The organism is Paenibacillus sp. GYB003 (assembly GCF_036577625.1).
In the GTDB taxonomy this organism is placed as follows: domain Bacteria; phylum Bacillota; class Bacilli; order Paenibacillales; family NBRC-103111; genus Paenibacillus_AB.
This window is the reverse complement of the sequence record NZ_JARBDC010000055.1, coordinates 58,329-84,906: the sequence shown is the minus strand read 5'-3', so window position 1 is coordinate 84,906 and position 26,578 is coordinate 58,329. Positions and strand designations below refer to the sequence as shown.

Below are 26,578 nucleotides of genomic sequence, written 5' to 3'. Positions count from 1 at the left end.
CTTGACGGGCAAAAGGGAAACCCCCTATCGATTCAGGGGGCCCACCTAAGCCGGCGTCTTCCGATCGGGGGGCGCCGCATGCGCTTCCGGCTTCCCGCCGCCCGATTCGATTACTTGCCGTGGCACTGCTTGTATTTTTTGCCGCTTCCGCACGGGCACGGATCGTTGCGGCCGATTTTGTCCTCGGTCCGAACCGGCTGCTTGCCTTCCGCTTCGAGCTTCGGATCGACCGCCTGACCTTCGGCCACGACCTGACGTTCGAGATTCGATTCGACGTGAGCCTTCATGATGTACTTGGCCACTTCTTCCTGAATGCTCTCGATCATTTCCTGGAACATTTCGAATCCTTCGAACTGGTATTCGCGAAGCGGGTCGGTTCCCCCGTAGGCGCGAAGGTGGATGCCCTGGCGAAGCTGCTCCATCGCGTCGATATGGTCCATCCATTTGCTGTCCACCGCGCGCAGCACGACGACCTTCTCGAATTCGCGCATCGTTTCGGGGCCGATCGCCTGCTCGCGCTCGTCGTACAGCTCCTTCACGAGGTTCTGCACATGCTCGACGATTTCGTCGCGCTCTTTGCCCCACAGCTCATCCGCCGTCAGCTTGCCTTCCTCCAGGAAGGTCGAGCCCGCGTATTCGGCGATCGCGGCCAAATCCCACTCCTCCGGCACTTGATCGTCGGGCGTATGCGCCGTCACGATCCGCTCGACGACCGGCAAAATCATGCCGAGCGTAATTTCTTTAATGTTTTCGTGCTCAAGCACCTCGCGGCGCTGCTTGTAAATGATTTCGCGCTGCTGGTTCATGACGTCGTCGTACTGAAGCACGACTTTCCGCGTATCGAAGTTGTTGCCTTCGACCCGCTTCTGCGCCGATTCGATGGCGCGGGTGATCAGCTTGCTTTCGATCGGCTGATCTTCCTCGAAGCCGATCCGCTCCATCATGCCCATAATGTTTTCCGCGCCGAAGCGGCGCATCAGCTCGTCTTCCATCGACAAATAAAATTGCGACGAGCCCGGGTCGCCCTGACGTCCGGCGCGGCCGCGCAGCTGATTGTCGATCCGCCGGCTTTCGTGCCGTTCCGTACCTATAATATGCAAACCGCCGAGGTCGGCGACTCCTTCGCCGAGCATAATGTCCGTACCGCGGCCGGCCATGTTCGTGGCGATCGTCACCGCGCCGCGCTGGCCCGCTTTCGAGACGATCTCGGCCTCCTGGGCATGATGCTTGGCGTTCAGCACGCTGTGCGGTATGCCTTTCTTCTTCAGCATGTCCGACAGCCGCTCGGAGTTTTCGATCGATACGGTGCCGACGAGCACCGGCTGGCCTTTTTTATGCCGTTCGACGATTTGCTCGACGACCGCCTTGAATTTGCCGTTCACGCTCTTGTAGACGATATCCGGCATATCGTTCCGGATCATCGGCTTGTTCGTCGGCACGACCACGACCTCGAGCCCGTAAATTTTCTTGAGCTCTTCTTCTTCCGTCTTCGCCGTACCGGTCATCCCGGACAGCTTGCGGTACATCCGGAAATAGTTTTGCAGCGTGATGGTCGCGAGCGTCATGCTCTCGTTCTGCACCTTGATCTGTTCCTTCGCCTCGATCGCCTGGTGCAAGCCGTCGCTGTACCGGCGCCCGACCATGAGCCGTCCGGTAAATTCGTCGACGATGATGACTTCGTCGTCCTGTACGACGTAATCGACGTCGCGCTTCATGATCACGTTCGCCTTAAGCGCCTGCGAAATGTGATGGTTCAGTGTTACGTTCGCGTGGTCGTACAAGTTTTCGATGCCGAACGTTTTTTCCGCTTTCGCCGCGCCCGCTTCGGTCAAATTGACCGAACGCACTTTAATGTCGACCGTATAGTCTTCCTCGGGCGTAAGCCGTTTCACGAAACGGTCGGCCGAATAGTACAAGTCGGTCGATTTCGCGGCTTGTCCGGAAATAATAAGAGGCGTCCGCGCCTCGTCGACGAGAATCGAATCGACTTCGTCGATCACGGCGAAATAGAGCGGGCGCTGCACCATTTGTTCTTTATACAACACCATGTTGTCGCGCAAATAGTCGAAGCCGAACTCGTTGTTCGTTCCGTACGTCACGTCGCAGGCATAGGCGGCCTGCTTGTCCGCGTGCGACAAGCTGCTCAGGTTGACGCCGACCGTCATGCCGAGAAATTCGTAAATTTTCCCCATCTCGGCGCTGTCGCGGCTGGCCAAATATTCGTTGACCGTGACGACGTGAACGCCTTTGCCGAGAAGCGCGTTCAAATAAACCGGAAGCGTGCCGACGAGCGTTTTCCCTTCGCCGGTTCTCATCTCGGCGATTTTGCCCTCGTGCAGCACCATGCCGCCGATCAGCTGCACGTCGTAGTGGCGCTTGCCGAGCGTCCGCAGCGAAGCTTCGCGCACGACGGCGAACGCCTCGGGCAGCAGCTCGTCGAGCTCTTCGCCTTGCTCGAGACGCGAGCGGAATTCCGTCGTTTTCCCGCGAAGCTCGTCGTCGGACAACTTCTTTATATCGGGCTCCAGCTCGTTGATCAGTTCAACCGTTTTGAGCAAGCGTTTGATTTCGCGCTCGTTCGTATCGCCAAATATTTTTTTTACGAGTCCTAACATGCGAGAACCCCTTTCAATAACGTTAAGCTCGTCCCCAAAGAACAAACTTCATGATTGAATGAAAACCTGCTACTTTCGTTTGCATAAATTGTAACAGTTTGCGACCATTGCCGCAACAACGACGGTTGGGTTAGCTGGCGAATCATGCCAACGCCGGAGCCGCGATCGTTCCGATCGCCCACAGCATGAGAACGAGATAAGCCGCCAGGCCGAAATAGGCGACCCCGTACCCGAGCCTCGCGTTCGGCGAAACCTCGTAGTAGGCGTCGTTTTCGTAGGCATGGCCGTGTACATTCGCCACGATGAGCAGCGCCGGCTCCTCCTTGTCGGTAAGCTTGGCGACCTTGACCGCTTCCACTTTATCGATCGTCGATTGGCCGGCCAAATCGGCCGTATGCGTAAGTCCCAGCGATTCCCACCGGACCGTGATTTTTTGCGCGCCGTCGAGCGTGCTGTAGGTCGTAAACGGCAGCTCCCGGCGATGCTCTTCGCCCGGGATGAAATACCCTTCGTCCAGCAGCGGCTGAAGCGGCGTTTCCCAGCCGATCGTCTGCTTCATCGGCACGGCTTTTACCCCGCGCACATATTTTTTATACAAATCGTACGCGAACAAAATCCAGAAAATAATCAATATCCAGGCGTCCATAAAATAAATAACGAACGCTCCGCCGATCAAGCCGACGATCCACAGCCACCGGCTGACGGCCGACGCGATTCTTCCGCCGTCGAGCGGCTGCATCGGAATCAAATTGAACAAATTGAGAAAAAAGCCGATTTTGGCGATGACGATCCAGACGTACCAGCCGGCACCCCCGCCTCCTTGCAGGCCGAACCAGCCGATCGCGAGAGCCGCCGTAGCGCCTATCGTGCCGACGAGCGGGCCGCCGTACGCGATATACGCCTCCGTCAGCGCGTCCCGCGGATGACGCTTCATCATGACCAGCGCACCGACGAACGGGATGAAAAACGGCGCGCTGACCGGCAAGCCTTTGCGCTTCGCAGCCAGCACATGGCCGATCTCGTGGATGAAAATCATCCCGACCAAGCCGACCGCGACTTGAACCGGGAATACGATCGTATAAGCCCATATCGTGATCAGCATGCTGATCAAAGCGGAACCGAATTTGCTGAATTTGAGCAGCGCCAGCAGCGTTTTCGCCTTGCTGAGCAAAAACAGCGCGGCTGCGCCGAAGATCCATCCGCCTTTTTTTCGAGCAACCGGTTTATTGTCCAATTGGCGGCACCCCCTTGCGTTTCTTCTTTACTGTTACGCAAAAAAGCCCGATCCGTTTCAGGATCGGGCTTTTCTTCTCCCGGCAGCGTGCCGATCTTTCCTTTATTTTGACCGAAACATTATGTGATTATCGATACGCTTGATTATGTTCTTAGTTCGGCTCGATCAAACCGTATTTTCCGTCGTTCCTCCGGTAGACGACGTTCACTTCCTTGGAGTCCGAATTCGCGAATACGAAAAAGTTATGGCCGACCATGTTCATCTGCAGGATCGCTTCCTCCACGTCCATCGGCTTCAAATTAAAGCGCTTCGTGCGCACCAGTTCCATATCTTCGTCGTCTTCTTCGAGGCGACGTACGGCGGCCGTGCCGTCATAGCTTTCCCTGAACAATGAGCGTATGCCGTCCTGGCGAAACTTGCGGTTTGCCTTCGTCTTATGCTTGCGGATTTGCCGTTCGAGCTTTTCCGTTACCAAATCGATCGAAGCGTACATATCTTCGCTTCGCACTTCGGCCCGAAGCAGGATGCCCGGCAGCGGAATCGTCACCTCAACGGTTTGCATGTTGCGGCTTACGCTTAGCGTGACGACGACGTCCGAGGTTGGAGCGGCCTCAAAGTACCTTTCCAGTCTTCCGATTTTCTTCGCCGCATACTCCCTGAGAGCGTCGGTAAGCAGCAAGTTTTGTCCGCGAATGGCAAAGTTCATTGTCCAACAGCTCCTTTCGTGTCGATAAAGCACGCTCGTCCTCCGTCACTGTGGAACATGCCGGGAGAGGAACGCCTTTATCAGAGGAAAAACCTCTGCGCGCCTCCCTTTCTCGCTCAGAAAACAACCGCCGAAGACCAGGCGCCGCTTCCTGGAAAAGGGGCTTTCGCCAGTCGTTTTTCTTATCTCTACTATAGCATATTAACGTCCGCACTTCAAAAAAACTTTACAATTATTCAAAATGTTTTGTATTTTCTGAAAATATCGGACGGACGGCTCCCCATCCTCGGTATAAATACAAAAAAGACACCCCGGTTAGCCCGGGGAGTCTTCGCTGCTAGCGTATATATTCAATCGCGACCCGTTCCGGCCGGTTGATTATAATTTTACGACGTTAGCTGCTTGCGGTCCGCGTGCGCCTTCCACGATGTCGAATTCTACGGCTTGACCTTCTTCCAGAGTCTTGAAGCCATCCGCTTGGATTGCCGAGAAGTGTACGAATACGTCTCCGCCGTCTTCGCGCTCGATGAATCCATAGCCTTTCTCTGCGTTAAACCATTTCACTTTACCTTGCATGCCAAACATTCCCTTCATCTTCAAATAGCTGCGGACTTTGCCCACACCCTGACTATACCATCCGGCCCGCTTAATGTCAACGTGAAAGCGATATCGAAAACGCCTCGAAAACCGAGCCGTCTCGCAAGACGGAATTGCTAGAAAATTTGGCTATTTACAATTCGTTCACAAGATGAAAGCTTGTTTTCATTAGTTATTCACAGAGTTATGCACATTATCCACAGGCTAGTTGTTAAGTTATGCACATGAGGAAAGATGAAGAAGGTTCAAGCTTTTTTAAAACTCGCTTGATACAAAACAAAAAGACCGTTTCCAAATTCAACGGTCCGTGTCTTCAGTGTCGAGGCAAAAACGATTGTTATTTTTTACGGTCGATGAACAAGCCGTCCGAATAACCGGTCGAGTCCTTCTCGTACCGATTTCTTTGCTGCTTGGCGGCGCTTATTTTTTGCAGCTCCCTGCCGGCAAGCGTCTTATACTCCTCCAGCTTTTTCTTAATAAACGGGTCGAACCGCAAAACCTCCTCTACCGTTTGCCGGTATTCGCCCCCATTATCCAGGTAGGGCTTGATAAGCCGAATACGGCGAATGATCGCTTCCCTTCGCTCGACGAATTCCAGGAGATCTTCGGCCGATAAAACTTCCAATTGTTGGGCCGTCTCAAAAGTGAGCTGACGAAGTTCCTGCAGAAGCTCATCCATGGGTTCTTGCTCCGGATTGGGCTGCCATGACCGTTCTGGACGCTTGAATCCAGACTTCCTTCAGTTCCGCGATGTAACCGAGCACTTCGTGGATCGGTTCTTCCGATTTTTTGATATTGGCCTGTACGAGCAAATACTGAAAATATTCGTACAGCTTGTCCATGCTTTCCGCTAACGGAACGGAACGGTCCAACGTAATGATCAGCTCGCTGATAATATCTTGGACCTTCTTCAAATTCGTGTTCGCTTCCTGATAATCATGCGACTTGATCGCTTCGATCGCCAATCTGCCGAAACGTATCGCGCCATCATGCAGCATGATAAGCAACTGGGCCGGCGTTGCCGTTTGCACTGTTGTCTCGAGGTATTTGTTCTTCTGAAGTTGTTGCTGCATTAGCGGCCTCCTGACAGCTTTATTGGGCTCCCCCAAATTGTTGAGCCAGATAGGAGCTTTGTGCATTCATTCGACTGAGTGCCGTCTCCATTGCGGTGAATTGCTTGTAATACTGCTCTTCCAATCCGATCAATCTCGTACTCAAGCTATCGATGCGCTTGTCCAAATCCTTGATGTTTTTGCCGATCGTATATGCGTCTAAAACGGTAGTGGAGACGCTTCCGGCTTTTTCGACGATTTGCTTGTAAAAGCTGTCGGCGATTTGATAAATCCGATTCGCGACCCCGTCGCCGCTTCTCGAATCTTTATTGTTGTCGTCCGCCGTAAACAGCTTCATCACTTGATCGGGATTATCGGCCAGCGCTTTTTTCAATTTCGCCTCGTCGATATGCAGCTTGCCGCGCTCCGAATAGTCCAGCGTCGAAATTCCGATTTGGGATAGCTGCGATATGTCCCCGGAAGACAATCCGGTTACGACCGAAGAAAAAGCCGTCCGTAGCTGATTCAGGGCGCCTTCGAGCGTTTGATCCCGTCGAATCAAGCCGCTCTTGGCGCGCTCTTCCCAGCGCTCAATATCTTTGTCGCTCATAGCTTCTTTCTGTTCGTCCGTGAGCGGAGTATAATCGCGGTAACGTTCCTCGGTTAACTTTTTATTGATTTTATCGATACTGTCGTTATATTTGTCCATAAATCCTTTAATCGACTCGAATACTCCGTCCGTATCATTGGTAACTGTTATGTCTTCCGTCGTTCCGGTCGCTTCTTTCAACGTAAATGTCATTCCGTTTATGGTAAACGTATTGCTCGAAAAAGACCCAGTTACATTGTTGAACGTAACATTCGCATCCGTACCAACTGCGCTAAGCTCTTCGTAGACGACATCGGCCGCATCCGGAGCGGACAAGCCCAGCTTGGCGACGATATCCGACGAATCGGACGTTTCGTCCGAAAACGAGAACGTCTTCGTTTTGTCCGGCAATATAAAAGCGAGCTTTTTGTTGTCGTCCAAATACGCGGAAATCCCGGCTTTTCCCGCTTCCGAGCCGTTTATCGTCGTAATTAGCTGTTCAAGGGACATATCTTTGTTGATCTTATAATCATAGTTGGTGCCATCGTACGTCAGGCGCAACGTCTGTTCCGTCGTTAATGTGTTGTCGATTTTGTCCGTAATCGCCGTAAACGCCTGAGTTCCTGTTATTCGATTCGCCGTAACCGTTCCTGCGGAGGAAGTGCATTTCAAGACCGAGTCCAACAATCCCGGGTCGGACGACTTGATATTGAAAGACGAACTGGCCCCCGTTGCCGTCGTCGTAAAAAACAACCGGTCCAACGTTGCGTCATAGCTCAGCTTTACCCCGGTCGTCGCCGACTTTGCGTTAACCGTCCTCATCAACAAATCAAGCGTATCGTCCGGCTTTACGACGATGGTTGCCGTTCCTTTCGCTCCGGATATCGTCAGCGTGGAGTTGGCCGAAAGCCCCAGTTCGGACAGTTTCTTGTTCGCATCGCCCGCTCCCGCAACGACATCCCCTGAAGTTACGGTAGCGGCCTTCGCCAAATTGTTCACCTTGAACGAATAAATCCCTTCCGTCGCGTCGCTCGATGCCGTCACCGTAAATGCGTCGCCCGCGTAGGAAGCACGTTTGGCCCCATACGAATTTTGAAGCTTCATATTCATGGCAGAGTTCCTCAGGTCCAAAATCAACTTGTTCATCTCGCGGTAATCTTCTCGCTGCCATTCCATAATCTGCTTTTGCTGCTTTAATTTGTCCAACGGGATGCGGCTCGCGCTCATCAGCTTTTTGACCATTTCGTCTATATCCATACCCGAAGAAAATCCGTTCAGTCTCAATCTCGATACGTCCATTTGTACCGCCTTTCTCCCCGGTTTAATCTCTTATCTGCGCTCGTCCACCAAAATGCCGGCCATTTCCCACATCCGCGCCACCATGTCGAGTGTTTTTTCCGGAGGAATTTCGCGAATAACTTCGCCGCTGTCCCTATCCAAAACCTTGACCATGATTTGTTTCGTTTTCTCGTGGATCGAAAATTCGAAAGATGTCGTTGCCCCTTGCAGCGCTTTGTTGGCCCGTTCGATCACGCGAATCATTTGCTCTTCGCCGATCGAGAAACTTTCGCCGGTCAGCTCTAGCTGTTTCATTTGTTTGGAGGTGCTGACGTGTTGGAGCAAGTTTGCGGACGCTTGATTTTCTCTTATCGGAGCAACTCGTTCCACGGAAGCGCCGCTGCCGACCGGATGAACCGTTGCGAAGTCGCCGCTCATGACTCTCCCTCCCGGTAATCATCTTTACTCCATATATCGGTTCCTACTATCGAAATCATTAGATTTTTCACGGAATTGATACGATTAAAAAACGGCTGCCTCGGATAACGAGACAACCGTTTTTTGCTTTTGAAAATTATCGAAGCAATTGCAGCACGCCTTGAGGCTGTTGGTTCGCTTGAGCCAGCATCGCTTGAGCCGCTTGGGAAAGAATGTTGTTCTTCGTGAAATCCATCATTTCTTTCGCCATATCCACGTCGCGGATACGGGATTCAGCGGCGGTCAGGTTCTCTGCGGACGTTCCCAAGTTGTTGATCGTATGCTCCAAACGGTTTTGGAACGCACCGAGTTGAGAACGTTGTGTCGAGATTTTTTCGATTGCATCGTTGATTACGCTGACTGCGGCAGATGCTTTCTCGTGGGTAGATACATCGAGTGCATATTCGACATTTGTTTTGGTCGAGCCGTTAGTGACATTTGCTGTTTGTACGAAAGATGCAGTTTTACCGTTCTTGGCAGTAACGGTTTCTCCGGCTTTTTCACCAGTTACATTCAGTGCCGCCGCTCTCATATCTTCAATTTCAATTGTCATCGATTGACCAGAGTTTGCGCCGATTTGGAAAGAGGCTTCAAAAGTTGTTTTGTAGCTTCTATTAGCAGAAACTTCTGGCGCATCAAGCGATTCTTTCCCTGATTTTTGGGTCAATGTCAATTTATCGCCAGTAGTCGATGCTGTATATTTGCTGTTCAGAAGTCCATTGGCGTTAATAGCGGCCGCCAGATTGTCGGCTTGTTGTTTCAAGCTGCTTCCTGCCAGTACAGCGGTTCCATCGCTAAGACCTGCATCGCTAGGGTCAGCAGTTACACGAATATCGACTCCGTCGATTGTAAACTTACCGCCTGCGGCGACAAGGGTAGAGAACTCAGACGTATATTGACCTGCACTTGCGGCTGGAGCACTATCGACAATATCACCCGCCGCTATATCTGTACCAGTTGCAGCCCCAACACGCTCAGTCAAAGTGATGGTTGTACCTTTAACAGTAGCTTCGAATCTTTTACCGAGGCCTGCATCAGTGTTAGCATTGATTGCTTTTGCAATCGCCAGAGCTTGTTTTTCGCGATCAGAGCTAATTTCAAACTGATCGGCAGACGCATTAGCGGAAACAGCAGTCAATGCAACGCCATTAATCGTAAGAGTTTGACCTGCAACCTCAAAGGCTTTATCCAAGTTGAACGTATACTTACCTTGAACTTCTTTAACACTTGCAGTCGTTTCAGCCGCAGTAACCGTACCGGTACCTACAACTGCCGCTGTCAAAGCAGAACCTGCCGCTTCACCCGTTCTTTCCGTCAAGGTGATAACGTTAGTCGCAACCGTTGCGTTTTCAAATCGTCCGTTCAACGATTTGTTGGCATTGATTGCAGCCGCCAAGCTTGCCGCCGTCGCGTTATCGTCGGTATCGATAGAGAATTGTCCAAGAGAAGCATCAGCGGGGCCAGCTACAGCGGTGAAGGATTGATCCCCGATCTGAACTACAGCACCAGCCGCAAGACCTGTAACAGTAAGGGTGTTAACCCCTTTTACCTCAGCGGTACTGCCGATAACCTCAGCAAATGCCGCTGTATCACCTACCGCACCGCCGCGATTGATCGTTTTGAGGATAGAGGAAATTTCCTCACCGCTACCATTCAAAAGTTTCTGCGTGTTGAACTCGGTCGTGTTTCCGATACGGTTCAATTCAGAAGAAAGCTGATTGATTTCTTTTTGGATTTCCGAACGATCGACATCAACGTTCGTGTCGTTAGCGGCTTGGTTCGCAAGTTCCCGCATACGCTGCAGGATGGAATGTGCTTCCGTCAATGCGCCCTCAGCCGTTTGAATCATCGAAATACCGTCTTGAGCATTACGTTGAGCCTGTTCAAGGCCGCGAATTTGCGCCCGCATTTTTTCGGAAATTGCAAGACCTGCAGCATCGTCGCCTGCGCGGTTAATACGGAAACCGGAAGATAGTTTTTCAAGGGATTTTCCAGCACCAATCGTGTTGCCCGTCAATTGGCGGTGCGTGTTCAAAGCCGCGATATTGTGATTAATTCTCATTTCGTTCTTCCTCCTTGAAGGTTCGTTGATCCACGTCCATGTGGATAGCAAGTTTCGACTGAGCGATTGGGTCGGCCGCCCCATCTGTTCAGCCGCTACTATGTTTATCGAACAAACGGCATCCTATCTGTAGCAGGCAAATCGGCCAAATACGACGAATTACGACTAAAAGAACGACAAAACAGCCAGTTGACGCCCTATACCCTCTATAGAACCCTAGTTTTCTTCGCTTTTCGTCAGCATGTTTAATTCTTGCAGCGCTACTTTCCGCAACGCTTGTCGATTGGAATCGCGAATCGTGTCGTAAACCTCTTTACGGAAAATATCGACATGCCTAGGTGCTTTAATACCGAGTTTGACCGTATCTCCTTCGGTGCCCAGGACGATCAATTCGATCTGGTCGCCGATCATGATCGATTCGCCCTTTTTACGCGTCAAAACGAGCATGCGTCATCCCTCCGTCTCGGAAAGGGCCGCTTGTTCCGGGAGCAGCCGTTGCCGGACGCTATAGCCGCTTTCGTGTAAAATGACTTGCTTACCTATCCGGTTGTGCCGATTCACAATCAGCGGCGCCATCAGGTTGATCGTGGCATCATGAATATGCTCTTGAACGGTAACAATGCACCATACTTCCGCATCGTCCGGCTTTTCGATCGAAAGCTCCTCTTGTACCGCATCCGTCAGTTCAATGTCATAATCGGCGAAAAAATAATACGGATACACCAGAATAAACGAAATGTCGGTATCTTCCAGCGATTGAAACACCCGAAACGGACCCTCGTCGTCAAGGTGAATGACCGCATATCGGGTAAAAGCTTCGAACCCGGGTATTCCCTGGGTCAATGTAACAACCTCGTCTTCCTTTATTTCAAGCTCCCCGTACATCGCAGATTGTACGATCATCGTTTTCACCGCCTAAGTTAGTCTCCGTAAAGCCGAAAGCAGCTGACTTGTCCCCAAGATTACCCCTGCGAACAGTAAAAAAGCTATAGATCCGATGTATCCATAGCTACAGTTTCAAATCGATTCGAGGTGGGGTAATCTCTACCTTCGGATATTGTACCATATAAATGTCCAGCTTTCCCCTAGCGTAGTCGATTTCCGGTTTATTCGGATGCGTGTTCAGTCGCACCTTGCCCTCGATAGGCAGAATGTCCGGCTTGCGGGCCGTATAAGTGATATCGACGTTGTCGTAGGAAGCCGGGCCATAATAGTCGAACTCAAAGTGCTCGAATTTGAGTTGCTCGGCGTTTTCCGCGATCGGATTCGTATCCAAATGGATTTGCGCCAGCCGATTGCCGTTTTCCACGATACGGGCAATCCCCTGAAGCGCGACATTGTGCGCCTGGGAAGCGATCCGTCGCATCGATTCGAGAATGTTGCCCATGCCGAGTGCGTCCCATGCCTTGCCTTGATCGATCTCGAGCTCTCCTCGGTGCTGTCGGATCTCCACTTTGGGAGGATCGGCTTCCAACTCAAATGTCGCCCGCGGCTGACGAATGTCCTGCTTGCCCAGATCGGCGTCGATGGATAACTTGGCGGGAACTTGCCGGATTTGTATCATCGAAACGGAAGACACGGTTGGCACGCCTCCTTCGTCAACGCAGGAAGTCCAACAAGCTCGGCCGAATCAGCTTCGCACCAGCGGATAGAGAAGCTTGATAGACGTTTTCGTCCATTTTCAGGCTTGTTATGACTTTGGCCAAATCGGCATCCTCGGTTTTGGACTGCAAGCTCTGCAAATTCAAATCGACGTCTTTTAACCGGTCCTCCGCGAGCTCGATCCGGTTCGTCTTGGCTCCGATGTCCGCCCGCTGCTCCAGAAACTTGTTCATGCGCAAATCGATTCCTTCGATCCCTTTACCGATAGCGGTCTGGTCTTGCGATTCAAGCGAATTCACCAGATCCTGCAGCACCTGAAACACGTTGTCGCTTTCACCGGGCTTTCCGAACACTTGATCGGCCGTTTTGTTTACGGCCATACGCACTCCAAGCCCGATCTCGAATTTGATTTCTCCGGGGTCCGTTACGGCATTCATGGCGTCCTTGGAATCCGGGAACGGAATTTGCTCGGTCCTCTCTCCGTTAAACACGTATTTTCCGTTAAATTTGCTGTTCCCTATGCTCACCATCTGCTCGTACAACTGCTCCATCTCGCTTTTCATCGACTTCAGCGATTGTTCGGAATTCGTTCCGTTCGCCCCCTGAACCGCCAGCTCGCGCGCCCGTTGCAGCACTTGACCGGCTTGATCCATCATTTTGTCGGTATACGAAAGCCACGAGGTAGCGGAGTCTACATTGCGTTGATATTGGCTATTGACGGAAAGCTCCGACCGATACCGCATCGAAAAGCTGATCCCGACCGGATCGTCAGAGGGTTTGTTGATTCTTCTCCCCGTGGACATCTGATCTTGCAGCCGTTCCAGCCGAACCATGTTATTGTTCAAATTGCGGAGCAACTGGATGTTCATCATGCCTTGCGTTACCCGATTGGCCATTGATCCGCCTCCTCATTATCGCCCGAAACGTTATCTGCCGACAACGCCCATGCCATTAATCACTTTATCCAGCAATTCGTCGTATACGGTCAATGCACGAGCGGCAGCATTGTAGGCATGCTGAAACTTGATCATGTTGGCCATCTCTTCGTCCATCGACACCCCGCTGACCGACTGGCGCCTGGATTCGACCTGATCGACCAAGACTTGCTGATTCGTCGCTTGGCGGGTCGCTTCCTGGGTTTGTACCCCGATTTCCCCGACGACGGCTCTCAAAAACTCGTCGAACGTACCGCCGTTTAAAATGATTTTTCCGATTCCCGCCGTATTGAACGAATATTTCTGATTGCGGATATCCGCCATGCGGAGGGCGTTCTCGTTGTTGCCCTTTACAACCCGGATCACCCCGTTCTCATCGACGTAAGTCCGACCGGAAGCCGCGATATTCTCTACGTTGTCCGTTATGTTCTGGCTGACGCGAACCCGTTCCGAGAAGCTGAGGGGCGGATTGGTCGTAGCCGCCTGATAGACGAAAATATCTCCGCCCGTTTCCACAGGATGTTTCAGCGTATAGCCTTGCTTATGCGCCGTATTGACATTCGTGACAATCGTCGTCAGCAGCGCGTCAAGCTGAGCTTGATACTCCGTTACCAGTTTGTCTCTGGCATACTTCAGGCCGAACAATTCGCCGTTGTTCAACTGTCCGGTCCCATCGCTAATAAAGTTGGCGTTTACGAGATCGAGCGTAAAAGGAGCGGCCGTATCCCCTCGCAGCAATTCGACGTTCCCCATCCTAATCGTATACCCGGCATCCTCTTCTTGGACCGTAATATTGATCACTTTGGACAAATCGTCGACAAGAACGTCCCGTTGGTCCCGCAGGTCGTTCGCATCGTTACCGAGACCTTCGATCCGAAAAATTTCGCTGTTCAGATTGCGGATTTGCTGAAGCAAAGAATTCACTTCTGTCGTTTTGACGTTAATATTGTCCGTCAGGTCGGAGGATAAATCTTTCAACTGCCTGGCTGTATGATTGAACGCGTCGGCCAGCGCAAGCGCGCTTTCCTTGACGACGGCTCTAGTTTCCAAATTGTCCGGTTGTTTGCTCAGTTCCTGCCACGAATTGAAAAAATTATCGATGACTTGCCGGATGCCCGTATCGGAAGGTTCATTGATAATAGCCTCCAACTTCTCGAGCGTGTCCCTTCTCACCGACCATTGCCCGAGACTTTTGTTCTCATTATAGTACTGCTTGTCCAAAAATTGTTCCCGCACTCTCGTTATCGAGTCGAACTCGACCCCTTGACCGGACTGGCCCGGAATGTTGGAGCGCATCATGCCGACCGCTTCCATCGGCTTCGCCGCAACAAGGTCGACCACCTGCCGGGAATAGCCCCTCGTATTGACGTTCGCCACGTTATGGCCGGTCGTCGTAAGTGCCGCTTGATGGGAGAATAAGCTTCTTTTCGATATTTCGATGCCGCCGAATGTGGATCTCATTGCCGTTCCCCTTTACATCGCTAGTCCGTTCCGGTTGTTTCTATGCTTTGCGATCAAATAGGCTATTCGCTTGATAGGCAGGCTGCTCTTGCAGCGGATGATGATACACGGCTTCCTGATCGCTTGGATCGAGGAGGATATCCAGCGAATAAGTGATGAAAGCGAGCGACTGCTGAATGAGCTGGCGGTTCAAATCGTTCGCCTGCTTCAGCTTGCCGATCAATCCGAGCAGCTCCTCGCGCCGTTCGGCGAGCGCCTGCTTTTCCTCGAGCCGCACCGCGATCTTGCTCAGCGTCTGGATCGTAATCGCCGACGTCACGTACATATTTCGCGAGCGCATATAGGCTTGCACCGCTTCCGCGCGCTCCGTCTCGAGCTGCTCCGCCAGCCGGACCAGCTTCCCTTCCTTTTGGGTGATTTGCATCAGCCGTTCCACGTCGCCCGCAACGATCACTTGCCGTTTCTGCTCGCTCAGCTCGAGCAGGAGCCGGTGAACTTCGAGTTGCCGGTCCAATGTGCGCAGTATCGTCTCCATCTTCGTCCTTCACCGCTCCCGACGATTATTTCAAATACGGCCACAGCTTCTCCGCGATCTTCCCGGCATCCACATGATATGTGCCGGACCGGACCGATTGCTGCAGCTCCTGGAGCTTCTTGCTGCGCAGCTCGGCGTCCGTCCCTTTGGCGACCAAAAGCTCCTGGGCCTCCGCCGAAATCTGCACTTCATCCTTTTGCTTTTCCCGCTTGCCCTTCAGCTCGGCAAACTTCGCATCTTGTCTGGCGTAAGGATTCGCGGCGCCGACGCGATTTATCCCGTTTATTTTCATTCATACCCACCTGCTCTTTCGCTTGCATACGGCTTCGAGTGTGCTTGATAGATCATATATCGGACAATGCCGTCCGTTTATGAATAGAGGGGAACAAATTACCGCTTATCGAATTTGTCGCGGTTTTTCATATACGTGCTGCCGAATTCGCCCGAGCCCAGCCGCTCTCTTTTTCGTTTCGCGTCCTCGTGCAAATGCTGGACGTCTTTCGATAGCTTGCTCCGGCAATCGTCGCACAGCGATCCTTCCTTGATCGGCTCCCCGCACGAATCGCAAGGCGTCAGGACATTGGGCGCGTCCTTGGCGGCGATCCGCCCTTCCCGAATGAAACGGGTGATCATCCGCACGCTTACACCGGTCGCATCGCTCAGCTCGTGAAGGGTGCAGCTCCGGTTTTTGCGCAAATAGTCGGCGCACGTCCGGTACTGATCCTCGATTTCGCGCAAGCAGTCCGCACACAAATTGTAGCTGTTCTTGACGTATACTTTGCCGCATTGCGGACAATTGGATAAATTCAAGGGACAACACCCTCTCGCCCTATTCTAAAAAACATTCCGCACGGGCCGCCCGATCACCTTGCCCAAGTAAGCCCGTACACGTTCGCCTCCGCCCGCTCGCGGATCGTCTCCGCGCAGTGGTGCAGCGTACTTCCGGTCGTATAAACATCATCGATGATTACTATGTTTATCGGCCGGCGGGACGCATTTTTTAATATCCGATTTACGCCGCTCTCCTCCGCGACAAAAGCGCCCGCCAAATCGCCGAGCCGCTCCGACCGCGATTTGTAGCTTTGCTTCGCCGTATCCCGGCTGCGCCGGAGCAGCGGGACGACGGGTATGCCCGTTTTTTCGCCGAGTCCTTTGGCCAGCTGGGCCGCCTGATTGAACCCGCGCTCCTCCATTCGTTCGCCGCTGACCGGAACGTACGTCAGACAGTGGACGGCGCCGGCCCCGGTATAAAGCTTTTCGTGACGCCGATACGCGGAATGCAGCATCGCGGCGAATAAATCGCGCAGCCGTTCGTTCCCCCGGTATTTGTAGGCGGCCAGCCAATCCTTCATCCTCTCGTCGTACCGAACCGCGCTGCGGCTGAAAGTCAGGAGCGGCCGAGGCCGCCTGACGCAATCCGGACACGGATCCGCTCTGCCGCAGTGGACACACGCTACCGTATCGATCCATGGAATGTGATTTGCGCAGCGTCCGCATAACGGCAGCGACTTCGCGGCGAAACGCTTCGCCGAACCGCCGCAATACGCACAAGCAAGCGAAGGCGATCCGAGCAGCGATTCGCCCGCTCGAACGAGCTTCCCCCACAACGATTGCATCGAGAACCCTCCCTTGATCCCGGAATTCGGAATGAAATGATTTTTGCGTTATCGGTCCGCGACCAAAAACCCTTTCCGCCCCGCCAGCCGGTTCATCTCGCGAATTTGCCGGATGGCCCGGGCTTGGGAATTCGTATGCGCCGCCGAAACGAAATATACGTTTCCGTTCGGGTCGTCCTTGGACCGTCCGGCCCTTCCCGCCATCTGGATCAAGGCGGCGCTGTCGAACGTGGACGAATCGGCCTGTACAATGAAAACGTCGGTTTTCGGGACGGTCACCCCCCGCTCCAAAATCGTCGTCGTAACCAAAATGCGAATGTCCCCTTGCCTGAATCGGGTTACTTTGTCCGACCTGTCCGGATCGTGCGACGACGTCCCGTCGATGGCATAAGCGGAAAACGATCGGCGCAGCGCCTGCTCGACCGATGCGACGTCGCGAATTCGCGGCACGAACACGAACAGCTGCGCTCCCCGGTCGATCGAACGGCGCAGGGCCGACTTTACGTTCGCCGGTACGTCGCCTTTCCATTTCGCGATTTCGTTCGCCTGCACCCTCCGCGGAACGGGCAGCGGATGCCGATGAAACCGCACCGGCACCTTCACGTGCGCCAGCCGCCCGCGTGAAGCTTCCCGAACGAGCTCCGCCGGAGGAGTGGCCGACAGCAGCATGTATGCGCCGGATCGCCGGCATACCCGCTCCGCCGCATATTGCAGCATCGGATTGTTGTGGTACGGGTAGGCGTCGATTTCATCGATAATGACCAGATCGAAGCTGCGGTAAAAGCGCAGCAGCTGGTGCGTCGTCGAAAGCGTAATATCGCCGAGCTCCCAGCGCTCCTCGCTGCCGCCGTACAGCGTGACGATCGTACGTTCGGGAAACGCCCGCTTCAATCTCGGCTGCAGCTCCAGCACGACGTCCCGGCGCGGCGTGGCGATCAGCACCTTGCGACCGCGATGCAGCTCGGAATCGATGAACGGGAAAATCATTTCGGTTTTCCCGGCCCCCGTCACCGCCCATATGAGAAACCGCCCCGGCGTTCCGGAACGCGACCGCGACGCCGCTAAATACGACAGTCCGCTGCGGGCCGCTTCCGTTTGAGCCGGGCTTAGTCCCCATTTGCCGATAAAACCGTCGATGCCGTCGACGGCTCCCGCATTGGGACCGAGGGCAGGCGCGTTCGCGTCTTCCGCGATTCCCTCGGCGATTCCGTGAACGAGCAGCGAGCACGACCGCATTTTGCCCATCGTCAAACATTCCTCGCAATAGACGCATTCGCCCGAGCAATCCCGGCATTCCGCGCGAAACATCCGCTCCGAGCCGGTGCCGCACCGGCTGCAGCGATAGCGTCGCTCCGGCCGAAGCCAAACGAAGCGGCGCTTCCGCTCGCTTTGCACGCCGCCCGTCAGCCGAACGCGGCCCCGCAGCGAGGCGGCCTGGATATAGCTCGTCCACGCCTCCCTTGCCTTCTCCAAGCCGTGGTGCTCCAAAAACCGAAGCAGCTCGTCCTTCGAGAAACAACGGCCGGCGAGCAGCGCTTCCATGTCGTAAAGCTCCCGCGCGTCAAGCGGGTCCGCTTTCCGATGGGCGGCGTAATGCTCGAACGTTATCGTTCGAAGCTGCGGCTCCCCGATCCAATGGCCGATTTCCTTGCACAGCGACGCCCAGGCCGCCCGGAGCGCGCTCGGATCGGCAGTTCCCGTTTGACGATGCAGCAGACGCAACAACGTCAAAGCTTCCGCTAAAGACAAAACTGGTTCCAACAGGTGGAGGGATGCTTTCCCGCCGTACTGTTCGAACCAGTATGCGCAATCGATATCGAATTGGAGCGTAAACCGCCACTCCGCTTTTCCGCGGACGTCTGCGGCGTATATTCGGACTTTCACTCGGGGTCCCCCCCATAATCCGCCCTGTAAGCGGTTTATATTATTGAAATAACGGTATTTGGATCAATTCTTTCTCGTTCGCCAGCCGAACGAGGACAACTTCCTCGTCGTCGTAACGCGTCATGATCTCGTCCAACTGCCCCGCTTCGTTCCATGCGACGGCTTCGATCGTTTCCGGCCGGTCCGCGGCGAGACGCTCCACGATCGCGAGAGTCTCGTCCTCGGAGCTTTCGTCCAGGATGACGATCCGGACTTCTCTCGCTTTCAACCGCGATACGAACAATAGCGAGCGCAAATACCATTCGATATGCATCGCGTTGTTTTTCGTAATGAGCACGTAATGAATCGGTCCAAGCCGGCTCCGCCGCAATCGGTACCACCCGAAATGGACCAAGGCGATCGCAAGCCCATACGCTCCGAATATCGACAGCAACCCGATTATCATAGCGGCACCCTCCCTTACCGCTATTATATGCCGCTATGATGTCCATGGTTCCTGCGCGGGCGGCCCGGTTTACAACGTCACCCAGCCGTTTTTGATGGCGATGATGACCGCTTGGGTGCGGTCCTCGACCTCCATTTTTTGAAGAATGCTGCTGACATGGTTTTTGACCGTCTTCTCGCTGATGAACAATATTTCGCCGATCGACTTGTTGCTCTTGCCTTCCGCAAGCAGACGCAGCACTTCCGCCTCGCGGCGCGTAAGCGGGCTGTTCGGCTGATGGATGTACTTGACTCCCGCTTCCCTGGCGCTTTGGTCGCCGCCGCCGATCCCGTTCGGATCGAGGTAGGTCATTCTCCGCAGCTGATTGATCAGCTTGCCCGTTACCTTCGGGTGAATGTACGCATGGCCCGCGACGACGGAGCGAATGGCGTTGATGAGCGATTCGGCTTCCATGTCTTTGAGCAGGTAGCCGGAGGCTCCTTTGCGAAGCGTTTCGAATACGTACGTTTCGTCGTCATGGATCGACAATATGATGACTTTGATTTCCGGGAAAAAGTCTTTCAGCCGCTCCGTCGCGACGACTCCGTTCTCGACCGGCATGTTGATATCCATTAGCACGACGTCCGGACGAAGCGTATTGCACAGCTCGACGACCTGTATCCCGTCGCCGCATTCGCCGACGACCTCAAAGTCCTTCTCCATGTTCAGGATCCGCTTGACGCCTTCCCGCAGAAGCTGATGATCGTCAGCGATTACGATTTGTACATTGCCCTTCGAATCCATTAGTTTACTCCTCTCTTTGATCCAGACTGATCGGAATGATCATGGTGAGCTTGGTGCCTGCATTAGGCTCCGACTCGATATCCATTCGCCCCCCCAACAGCTCGACCCGCTCCCGCATCCCCATGATGCCGAAATGCGAGTTGCCCCGTGCTATCATGGCTTCCAACTTGTCCAACGAAAAGCCGATACCGTTATCTTTCGCCACTATTTTGACCATATGTCGCTGATATGTAATTTCGATGCCCGCATGGGTCGCCCGCGAATGCTTCAGAACGTTGGCGAGCGCCTCCTGGACCAATCGGAACACCGCCACCTCCATGGCGGAAGGAAGCCTGGCCTCCACCCCGCTCACTTCGAAGCGGATATGGATTTTCGTGCGGTCCTCGAAGTCTTGCACATATTTGCGCAGCGTCGGCATTAATCCGAGATCGTCCAGCGCCATCGGACGCAAATTGAATATGATTTTGCGGACTTCCTCGAGACCGGAACGAACCGCGGCTTTCAAATCGGAAAGCTCCTCTTTCAGATTCGTATATTCCTTCCGATCGATCATCCGCTCGGCGATTTCGGAGCGAAGCACCATATTGGCCATCGCCTGGGCGGGACCGTCGTGAATTTCCCGGGCGATCCGCTTGCGTTCCTCTTCTTGCGCCAAAATGATTTTCAAGCCGATCAGCTGACGATTTTTCGCCGTTTCGAGTATGCGGGTAACCTGGTTCAAATCTCCGGACAAATATTTATGTACGACATTCATTTGGCCGACCAGCGCCTCGGCTCGCTCGACCGTCTTCTCGACGCCGCGGATCCGCTTCTGCAGCTCGTCTCTTCGCGCCCTCAGGTGATGCTCCTTTTCCCTGGCCATGATGAGCTGAAGCTGCATTTGCGTAGCCGCCTCGTAAGCGACCCGTATGTCCTCTTCCTTGAAACGGTGAAAATCCCGGCTTACTTCCGTAAGCCGGATTCTCGACCGTTTATATTCCACTTCGAGCTTATCGACCTGATCGATCGTCCGGGAGACTTCTTCTTTCACCTGGTGCAGTTCCCTGCTGAGCGCCTCCCATTCGCCGCGGGCACTTTCGCAAATCTCAAATATTTGATATTTGCTCGATTCCATGACTCCAATCGCGTTTTTGATCACTTTGTCGATCGCGTCGAATTGCAAGCAAACCCGTGCCCCTTTACCTATGTTCTATGCCGGCAAACGTGTACTAAAACATATACTACCATATTTCGACTCCGTTTGGACCGGGATATTTGGACCTAATTTATTCCAACGTGACGGATCGGGTTTGCTCGTCCCAGGTTACTTTCCACCCCATCCGCTCGGAAATGATCCGCAGCGGCACCATCGTCCGCTCGGTCATCAGCAGCGGAGGCACTTCCGCCTCAATCGCTTCCCCGTCGGCGATCAGCCCGGTTTTGTCCAGCCACAGCTCGATCAGGTGATTGTCTTTTATAAGGATCACTTTACGCTCTCCGTCGACCCACGTCAATTGTCCGCCCATCGCTTCGATAACGAAACGGACCGGCACGAGCGTATTGCCCTTGTAAATGACCGGCGCTTGATCGAGTACGAGCGGGCTGCCGTTGACCGTCAGCGACTTTTGGTCGATTGTCAGCTTCACGCTGTTTTTGGCGGACGGCGTCGATTTTTTGTACTGAAACGCGATATCGTCGAATGCGATCTGCCCCTTCAGCTCGCGCTCGTCATGGCCGTTTTCCGGATTGGCCACGTACAGTCTTGTCATCGTAATCGGGTAAGCGAAGTTATATTTCGTCAAATCGGCGCTCAGCGTCTTCCAGTCCGACCAATTGGCGAATTCGCTCAAGCTGATCAGCTGCGTTTTGCCGGCGCTATCGACGAATTCCGCCCGAATCCAGTTGCGGCTGCTGTCGCCCTTCACTTTGACGCTGAACGATTCCGGCTTGCCTTCGACCTTCAAGACGTCCATAAACTTGGCGTAGGCGGCCGTCGTCCCCGTTCCTTTCGTAAAATCGTACTGCAGCATTAACGCTTTGTTACCGACCGGCATACCGTCGATGCCCGATACCGTATAGACCGCACCGGTTACTCCGTTTGTGGACGTGAACGACACCGGGGTCGACTTATCGAACGATTCCGCCACTTTGGAGTCCGTGACCGGCAGCGTCAGCATCGTCGAAAATCCGTCGTAGCGGGCGATGATCCGGCCTTCCGCCGCATCTTTGTCGATGGTCTCGACCGTCAGCCGGTTTCCTTCCACTTTGCCTTTAAATCCGATCATTTCCAGCTGCAGCGCCTCGACCGGCAAATTGCCCGTCGCTCCCGACTTCGACGTTGCCGTTGCCGTGAGCGTGTATACCGAGTTCGCCATAAGCGAAGTCGAAGAAGCGTTCAGCTTCAGGCTGGCCAGCTCTTTGCCGCCGACCACTTCGACGTCCACGCTCTTGGTCGCTTTTCCGGACGTAACGGTCAGCGTCGTTTTTCCCGCGGCCGAAGCCGTGAACACGTTGCCTTGGAACGCGCCGACCGATTGCGATGTCGACCAGACCGCCGGAATTTCGTCGGCTTTCACCGGATTGAAGAAATCGTCGTACGCTTTCAGACTATAGGTCGCTTTTTGTCCGATAAACAGCGTAGTCGGCCCGCTAATTTGCACATCGCGAACTTGGCCTTTCGGCGACAAGGAATAGACGCCTACGGCGTTCACGACCGGACGCTCGTAGCCGATATCGGCGCTGGTCAGAACGGTCTGGAATTCGCCGAGCGGTCTTGTCGCCATTTGGGTCGAGCCGCCGCCGTCGAGGTTCATTCCTTTATAAACGCCGATCTTGATCATGAACTGCTGCAGCTCCGGCAGCGTAAGACCCGAATCGACCGTGATGAGGAACGCGTACTGCTCGTCCTGGGAATAACCGATCGCCGTGCGGGAAACCGCGGAATACCCGCTGACCCCGCCCACCTCGTGAGAAAAAGCGGCCGGCTGTCCCTGGTCGACCAATATCGTATGACCGCCGATCATCGTTTTGAAATTGGCCGTGTCATACTGCGTAATCCCGTTTTGCGCCAGCACTTTGTAATCGGCGACGATCCGGTCTCCCACTTTCAAATGCTGCGCCACAAATTCGTCCGCTTTTCCCGAAGCCCGCAATATGTATCCGTCGGCTGGCGCAACCGTCTGAATGATGCCCGCACGTTTGATCTCCTTGACGACTCCGTTTTGCACGAGCACTTCGGTCGGTACCGTTACGCCGTCGTTCGAGCGGTCGATTTGCCCCCATGTGTTCGTGTACATATATAAGCCGTCGATCATGCTATGCGCGCCTTCTGCGTGGACGCCGTCGTTTTCATACCAGTAGTACGTCTTGTTTATGCCTCCCAGCGGATACGACGCGCCGTCTTTGGCTACGATTTTCCCTTCAAAGGTAAACATGTCGATGACCGGCTTGTTTTCCTTCGTCAGCGCGAACGAATACCAGCCTACCAAATACGGAGGAGTCGCCAGCAGCTTGCCGCCGCTGACTTGCGGCCCCATGGGCACCCCTTCCGCCTGCGTATTGAAAAAATCGCCGTTTATGGCGGCCACGGCCCCGGTTTCGTTGGCCATCTTTCGCACGCTTTGCTTTTTCGTGAATTGCCCGCCCGTACCGGCGATCGTATCGAGCTTGACGTACGGATTTTTCAAATCGACCTCGACGACGTTCGCTTTGACCGTTACCGGCTTTTTGTTGCGTTCGAAGCTCCATTCGTACTTTTTAAGGACGGCGCCGTACGTTAACGGCTCTTGGCTTGTCATTGCGACCGGCGCATCGGCTGCGATCGCCGCATAAACCGGCTGCTGCGTTGCGACCCAGGAAGGCACCGCGATCGCGGCGGCGAGCAGTGCGGCGGCCAGTCTTTTCCCGGCGTTTCCTTTTCTTGACTTTTGCTGCTGCAACGTTAAATCTCCTCTCCCGCTCTCTCTATCGATTTCGTTGAATTTTTACAAATGTATAGACTCCATTTTGTTCGAAAAAGTTACGAGACCGGGAGCAAATGTGCGAATTCCGCCATGAACCGGCAAATCCGCTTACGATATGGGCCCTTGGGGCAACGCATGATAGGCGCATCGCACCACAAAGACGATAAGTTCTTATCGATTTGGCAAAAGGCAATATGCCGGAATGTCGAAATTTGCATTACCCTTATAGTTTTCGAATCGGGTATGCCGCTTTCGGGGGATGGAATTGGCAGGGAATGAAAGAAAAGTAGAAATCAAAAAAGACGCCCCCATTCCCGCTTAATGCGGTTTGGAAGCGTCCGTCGAATTTCCTTTGAGCTTAGGCGAAAGCTTGCTGTTTCAGCAGCTCCGCTTTATCGGTTCTTTCCCACGGCAAATCGACATCGGTACGGCCGAAATGTCCGTATGCGGCCGTTTGCCGGTAAATCGGCTTGCGCAGATCGAGCTCCTTGATGATGCCGGCCGGGCGCAGGTCGAAATTGTTGCGAATAAGCTGCTCCAGCTTCTCCTCGCTTACTTTGCCGGTACCGAACGTATCCACGTTGACCGAAACCGGACGAGCTACGCCGATCGCGTATGCGAGCTGGATTTCGACTTTTTCCGCCAAGCCTGCGGCTACGATGTTTTTCGCTACATAACGCGCGGCGTACGCGGCCGAACGGTCGACCTTCGTCGGGTCTTTGCCGGAAAATGCGCCGCCGCCGTGACGGGCATAGCCGCCGTACGTATCGACTATAATTTTGCGGCCGGTGAGTCCGGCATCGCCTTGCGGACCGCCGATGACGAAGCGGCCGGTCGGGTTGATGAAATATTTCGTTTGATCGTCAAGCCATTCCGCCGGTACGACCGGCTTAATGACATGCTCGCGAATATCTTTCTGGATTTGCTCCAGCGTAATTTCTTCCGCATGCTGGGTGGATACGACAATCGTATCGACGCGAACCGGTTTGTCCCCTTCGTACTCGACCGTAACTTGCGTTTTGCCGTCCGGACGCAAGTAAGCCAGCGTGCCGTTTTTGCGCACTTCGGACAAGCGGCGAGCCAGACGGTGCGACAGAGCGATCGGAAGCGGCATCAGTTCCGGCGTTTCGTTAACGGCGAAGCCGAACATCAGACCTTGGTCTCCGGCGCCGAGAGCTTCGATTTGCTCGTCCGTCATCGTCCCTTCTTTGGCTTCCAGGGCTTTGTCGACGCCCATGGCAATATCCGCCGACTGTTCGTTAAGCGAGGTCAATACGGCGCACGTTGAGGCGTCAAAACCGAATTTGGCCCGGGTATAACCGATTTCTTTGATCGTGCTGCGGACGATCGACGGAATATCGACATATTCCGAGGAGCTGCTGATTTCACCGATCACAAGCACAAGTCCCGTAGCAACCGATACTTCGCAAGCTACGCGGGCGTTCGGATCGTTTTGCAAAAACGCATCCAACACCGCATCGGAAATTTGATCGCAAATTTTGTCAGGATGCCCTTCTGTAACGGATTCTGATGTAAACAAACGGCGGCCGTTCAGTGCCATAATTGCATTCTACCTCCTGCACTATTCGTTATGTGCTTTAACGCCCTTGCGGCATCATAGCATTTTATTTTCGACATACAAAAAACGAACCTTTTCCCATAGGAAAAGGTTGCTTGTGCAATACCTTCAAATATTGATGTTACTGGATTTGTCCGACTCTGTCAATAAACGAATAAACCCAAAAATGATTACAGCCCGAGCAGCGTTTGTTCCGCTTTCTGAACGAGTCTGCTGGTGATCGCGCCCCCGACAGCCCCCGTATCGCGGGTTGCAATATGGCCCCAGTAGTTGTCCTGAATGGAGGCCGAAGAAATGGTGCCGAGCTCGGTCGCGAATTCCACATTGCCAAACTGCGCTTTGTTGGCGCCTACCGGCAGACCCAATTCCGCGGCAATCTCGTATTTCATTTGATCCAGAGCCTTTTCGCATTCCGGGACGACTTTGCGATTGCTTCTTGCCATCTGTGGTCACCTCCTTTAACAGCGGTGTACCTCTAGTATGGCTGTTTTGCCGTCGTTCAGCCGTATGGATTATTGTTAATTGGGGAAAATTTATGGAGATACTTTCGTACCGTCCTCTTTCAACAAGATGTAACTGCCGCGAATCATGACGTAAATTTCGTCTTTATTTTTCGGGTCGGGTTTAATGCCGCGTCCTTCTCTCGGGATAACGAGCAGATGATTCGTTTCGATCGCGGTGCCTACAGGTACATCTTTCCCCGATGTTACGTCCGGAATTCCGTCGTCGTTGCTCACCGCTATCGCTTTCCCGGTCCGAACGATGATTTCGGCGCCTATGCCTCCGTATAAGATTTGTCCGGCTTCCAGCTTAATCACTTCCAGTGACGCCGTGCCGGCTCCGGTGGACGGAATCGACGGCGGCTGTGACGATGAATTTCCCGTTGAGGGGATCTGCCCTTTCAGCTCTTGCTTTATTTTTTCAGCTTCGGCCGCCATCCATTCCTTGACTTGTTGTTCGGTCACGCCGGAACCGGCCGATCCGCCACCCGATTGCCCCGTTCCGGTTCCGGACGTTCCCGTCCAGCTTCCTCCCGTTAATTTCTTCAACTGCTCGTCCAAATAACTTTTCGTTACGATCGGATCGTCCGCCGAACCCGGTTGGAGCGCTCCGTCCGCTTTCGATACGATTGCCGCTTGTCCCGCATAGACGCCTACGACGATCCCTAGCCCAAGCAACCCGGTAAG

26 protein-coding genes are annotated in these 26,578 nt (G+C 53.8%); all 26 read right to left on the bottom strand.

Annotation, left to right across the window (positions count from 1 at the left end):
• Window positions 1–110 precede the first annotated feature (110 nt).
• The 26 genes from secA to PV407_RS18525 all read right to left on the bottom strand — a co-directional run bounded on the left by secA (window position 111) and on the right by PV407_RS18525 (window position 26,452).
• On the bottom strand, window positions 111–2,615 hold the full coding sequence (gene secA, locus PV407_RS18650; protein ID WP_332091461.1) for a preprotein translocase subunit SecA: 2,505 nt from the start codon (window positions 2,613–2,615) through the stop codon (window positions 111–113).
• Window positions 2,616–2,757: 142 nt separating this feature from the next.
• Complete coding sequence (locus tag PV407_RS18645; RefSeq protein WP_332091459.1) at window positions 2,758–3,849, bottom strand: site-2 protease family protein; 1,092 nt, start codon at window positions 3,847–3,849, stop codon at window positions 2,758–2,760.
• Between the two features lie 151 nt (window positions 3,850–4,000).
• Window positions 4,001–4,555 (bottom strand): ribosome hibernation-promoting factor, HPF/YfiA family, encoded by a 555-nt coding sequence (hpf, locus tag PV407_RS18640; RefSeq protein ID WP_332091458.1) that lies wholly within the window; start codon window positions 4,553–4,555, stop codon window positions 4,001–4,003.
• A gap of 378 nt (window positions 4,556–4,933) precedes the next feature.
• On the bottom strand, window positions 4,934–5,131 hold the full coding sequence (locus PV407_RS18635; RefSeq protein WP_332091478.1) for a cold shock domain-containing protein: 198 nt from the start codon (window positions 5,129–5,131) through the stop codon (window positions 4,934–4,936).
• 358 nt (window positions 5,132–5,489) lie between these two features.
• A complete protein-coding gene (locus tag PV407_RS18630) occupies window positions 5,490–5,831 on the bottom strand; it encodes a hypothetical protein (RefSeq protein ID WP_332091457.1) in 342 nt (113 codons plus the stop codon).
• The gene (gene fliS / locus PV407_RS18625) at window positions 5,824–6,225 is read right to left on the bottom strand and encodes a flagellar export chaperone FliS (protein WP_332091456.1); all 402 of its coding nucleotides are present in this window, start codon (window positions 6,223–6,225) and stop codon (window positions 5,824–5,826) included. The genes PV407_RS18630 and fliS overlap by 8 nt, the downstream gene beginning before the upstream one ends.
• Window positions 6,226–6,244: 19 nt before the next feature.
• On the bottom strand, window positions 6,245–8,092 hold the full coding sequence (gene fliD / locus PV407_RS18620; RefSeq protein ID WP_332091455.1) for a flagellar filament capping protein FliD: 1,848 nt from the start codon (window positions 8,090–8,092) through the stop codon (window positions 6,245–6,247).
• A 30-nt stretch (window positions 8,093–8,122) separates the two neighbouring features.
• Complete coding sequence (locus tag PV407_RS18615; protein WP_332091454.1) at window positions 8,123–8,509, bottom strand: flagellar protein FlaG; 387 nt, start codon at window positions 8,507–8,509, stop codon at window positions 8,123–8,125.
• A gap of 136 nt (window positions 8,510–8,645) precedes the next feature.
• Window positions 8,646–10,610, bottom strand: coding sequence for a flagellin N-terminal helical domain-containing protein (locus PV407_RS18610; RefSeq protein ID WP_332091453.1), 1,965 nt, complete (start codon window positions 10,608–10,610; stop codon window positions 8,646–8,648).
• Between the two features lie 216 nt (window positions 10,611–10,826).
• A complete protein-coding gene (gene csrA, locus PV407_RS18605; RefSeq protein WP_332091452.1) occupies window positions 10,827–11,057 on the bottom strand; it encodes a carbon storage regulator CsrA in 231 nt (76 codons plus the stop codon).
• Between the two features lie 3 nt (window positions 11,058–11,060).
• Complete coding sequence (fliW, locus tag PV407_RS18600; protein WP_332091477.1) at window positions 11,061–11,513, bottom strand: flagellar assembly protein FliW; 453 nt, start codon at window positions 11,511–11,513, stop codon at window positions 11,061–11,063.
• Window positions 11,514–11,619: 106 nt separating this feature from the next.
• Entirely contained in the window at window positions 11,620–12,189 is a 570-nt protein-coding gene (locus PV407_RS18595; protein ID WP_332091451.1) for a DUF6470 family protein, read from the bottom strand.
• 19 nt (window positions 12,190–12,208) lie between these two features.
• On the bottom strand, window positions 12,209–13,108 hold the full coding sequence (gene flgL, locus PV407_RS18590) for a flagellar hook-associated protein FlgL (protein WP_332091450.1): 900 nt from the start codon (window positions 13,106–13,108) through the stop codon (window positions 12,209–12,211).
• A gap of 30 nt (window positions 13,109–13,138) precedes the next feature.
• Window positions 13,139–14,608 carry a flagellar hook-associated protein FlgK gene (gene flgK / locus PV407_RS18585; protein ID WP_332091449.1) on the bottom strand — a complete coding sequence of 490 codons (1,470 nt, stop codon included), beginning with the start codon at window positions 14,606–14,608 and terminating at the stop codon, window positions 13,139–13,141.
• 40 nt (window positions 14,609–14,648) lie between these two features.
• On the bottom strand, window positions 14,649–15,143 hold the full coding sequence (locus PV407_RS18580) for a flagellar protein FlgN (RefSeq protein WP_332091448.1): 495 nt from the start codon (window positions 15,141–15,143) through the stop codon (window positions 14,649–14,651).
• A 25-nt stretch (window positions 15,144–15,168) separates the two neighbouring features.
• Complete coding sequence (gene flgM, locus PV407_RS18575) at window positions 15,169–15,435, bottom strand: flagellar biosynthesis anti-sigma factor FlgM (protein WP_332091447.1); 267 nt, start codon at window positions 15,433–15,435, stop codon at window positions 15,169–15,171.
• 98 nt (window positions 15,436–15,533) lie between these two features.
• Window positions 15,534–15,953: a TIGR03826 family flagellar region protein gene (locus PV407_RS18570; protein ID WP_332091446.1), complete on the bottom strand. Its 420-nt coding sequence runs from the start codon at window positions 15,951–15,953 to the stop codon at window positions 15,534–15,536.
• Window positions 15,954–16,006: 53 nt separating this feature from the next.
• Complete coding sequence (locus tag PV407_RS18565) at window positions 16,007–16,759, bottom strand: ComF family protein (protein WP_332091445.1); 753 nt, start codon at window positions 16,757–16,759, stop codon at window positions 16,007–16,009.
• Window positions 16,760–16,807: 48 nt separating this feature from the next.
• Complete coding sequence (locus PV407_RS18560; protein ID WP_332091444.1) at window positions 16,808–18,484, bottom strand: DEAD/DEAH box helicase; 1,677 nt, start codon at window positions 18,482–18,484, stop codon at window positions 16,808–16,810.
• 199 nt (window positions 18,485–18,683) lie between these two features.
• Window positions 18,684–19,088 carry a hypothetical protein gene (locus PV407_RS18555; RefSeq protein ID WP_332091443.1) on the bottom strand — a complete coding sequence of 135 codons (405 nt, stop codon included), beginning with the start codon at window positions 19,086–19,088 and terminating at the stop codon, window positions 18,684–18,686.
• Window positions 19,089–19,157: 69 nt separating this feature from the next.
• A complete protein-coding gene (locus PV407_RS18550; protein ID WP_332091442.1) occupies window positions 19,158–19,871 on the bottom strand; it encodes a response regulator transcription factor in 714 nt (237 codons plus the stop codon).
• Between the two features lie 4 nt (window positions 19,872–19,875).
• Complete coding sequence (locus PV407_RS18545) at window positions 19,876–21,033, bottom strand: sensor histidine kinase (protein WP_332091440.1); 1,158 nt, start codon at window positions 21,031–21,033, stop codon at window positions 19,876–19,878.
• A gap of 103 nt (window positions 21,034–21,136) precedes the next feature.
• Complete coding sequence (locus tag PV407_RS18540; RefSeq protein WP_332091439.1) at window positions 21,137–23,788, bottom strand: stalk domain-containing protein; 2,652 nt, start codon at window positions 23,786–23,788, stop codon at window positions 21,137–21,139.
• Between the two features lie 382 nt (window positions 23,789–24,170).
• Window positions 24,171–25,373 carry a methionine adenosyltransferase gene (gene metK, locus PV407_RS18535; RefSeq protein WP_332091438.1) on the bottom strand — a complete coding sequence of 401 codons (1,203 nt, stop codon included), beginning with the start codon at window positions 25,371–25,373 and terminating at the stop codon, window positions 24,171–24,173.
• 188 nt (window positions 25,374–25,561) lie between these two features.
• Window positions 25,562–25,834: an alpha/beta-type small acid-soluble spore protein gene (locus tag PV407_RS18530; protein ID WP_332091437.1), complete on the bottom strand. Its 273-nt coding sequence runs from the start codon at window positions 25,832–25,834 to the stop codon at window positions 25,562–25,564.
• 90 nt (window positions 25,835–25,924) lie between these two features.
• A complete protein-coding gene (locus PV407_RS18525) occupies window positions 25,925–26,452 on the bottom strand; it encodes a hypothetical protein (RefSeq protein ID WP_332091436.1) in 528 nt (175 codons plus the stop codon).
• Window positions 26,453–26,578: the final 126 nt, after the last annotated feature.

What these genes read in the sequence shown, in the direction of transcription:
- PV407_RS18550 (WP_332091442.1), bottom strand. Translation starts at nt 19,871, where the DNA reads ATGGATTCGAAGGGCAATGTACAAATCGTAATCGCTGACGATCATCAG.
- csrA (WP_332091452.1), bottom strand. Translation starts at nt 11,057, where the DNA reads ATGCTCGTTTTGACGCGTAAAAAGGGCGAATCGATCATGATCGGCGAC.
- flgM (WP_332091447.1), bottom strand. Translation starts at nt 15,435, where the DNA reads ATGAAAATAAACGGGATAAATCGCGTCGGCGCCGCGAATCCTTACGCC.
- secA (WP_332091461.1), bottom strand. Translation starts at nt 2,615, where the DNA reads ATGTTAGGACTCGTAAAAAAAATATTTGGCGATACGAACGAGCGCGAA.
- PV407_RS18530 (WP_332091437.1), bottom strand. Translation starts at nt 25,834, where the DNA reads ATGGCAAGAAGCAATCGCAAAGTCGTCCCGGAATGCGAAAAGGCTCTG.
- PV407_RS18615 (WP_332091454.1), bottom strand. Translation starts at nt 8,509, where the DNA reads ATGAGCGGCGACTTCGCAACGGTTCATCCGGTCGGCAGCGGCGCTTCC.
- flgL (WP_332091450.1), bottom strand. Translation starts at nt 13,108, where the DNA reads ATGGCCAATCGGGTAACGCAAGGCATGATGAACATCCAGTTGCTCCGC.
- PV407_RS18635 (WP_332091478.1), bottom strand. Translation starts at nt 5,131, where the DNA reads ATGCAAGGTAAAGTGAAATGGTTTAACGCAGAGAAAGGCTATGGATTC.
- PV407_RS18630 (WP_332091457.1), bottom strand. Translation starts at nt 5,831, where the DNA reads ATGGATGAGCTTCTGCAGGAACTTCGTCAGCTCACTTTTGAGACGGCC.
- PV407_RS18565 (WP_332091445.1), bottom strand. Translation starts at nt 16,759, where the DNA reads ATGCAATCGTTGTGGGGGAAGCTCGTTCGAGCGGGCGAATCGCTGCTC.
- metK (WP_332091438.1), bottom strand. Translation starts at nt 25,373, where the DNA reads ATGGCACTGAACGGCCGCCGTTTGTTTACATCAGAATCCGTTACAGAA.
- hpf (WP_332091458.1), bottom strand. Translation starts at nt 4,555, where the DNA reads ATGAACTTTGCCATTCGCGGACAAAACTTGCTGCTTACCGACGCTCTC.
- PV407_RS18580 (WP_332091448.1), bottom strand. Translation starts at nt 15,143, where the DNA reads ATGGAGACGATACTGCGCACATTGGACCGGCAACTCGAAGTTCACCGG.
- fliS (WP_332091456.1), bottom strand. Translation starts at nt 6,225, where the DNA reads ATGCAGCAACAACTTCAGAAGAACAAATACCTCGAGACAACAGTGCAA.
- flgK (WP_332091449.1), bottom strand. Translation starts at nt 14,608, where the DNA reads ATGAGATCCACATTCGGCGGCATCGAAATATCGAAAAGAAGCTTATTC.
- fliW (WP_332091477.1), bottom strand. Translation starts at nt 11,513, where the DNA reads ATGATCGTACAATCTGCGATGTACGGGGAGCTTGAAATAAAGGAAGAC.
- fliD (WP_332091455.1), bottom strand. Translation starts at nt 8,092, where the DNA reads ATGGACGTATCGAGATTGAGACTGAACGGATTTTCTTCGGGTATGGAT.
- PV407_RS18555 (WP_332091443.1), bottom strand. Translation starts at nt 19,088, where the DNA reads ATGATAATCGGGTTGCTGTCGATATTCGGAGCGTATGGGCTTGCGATC.
- PV407_RS18610 (WP_332091453.1), bottom strand. Translation starts at nt 10,610, where the DNA reads ATGAGAATTAATCACAATATCGCGGCTTTGAACACGCACCGCCAATTG.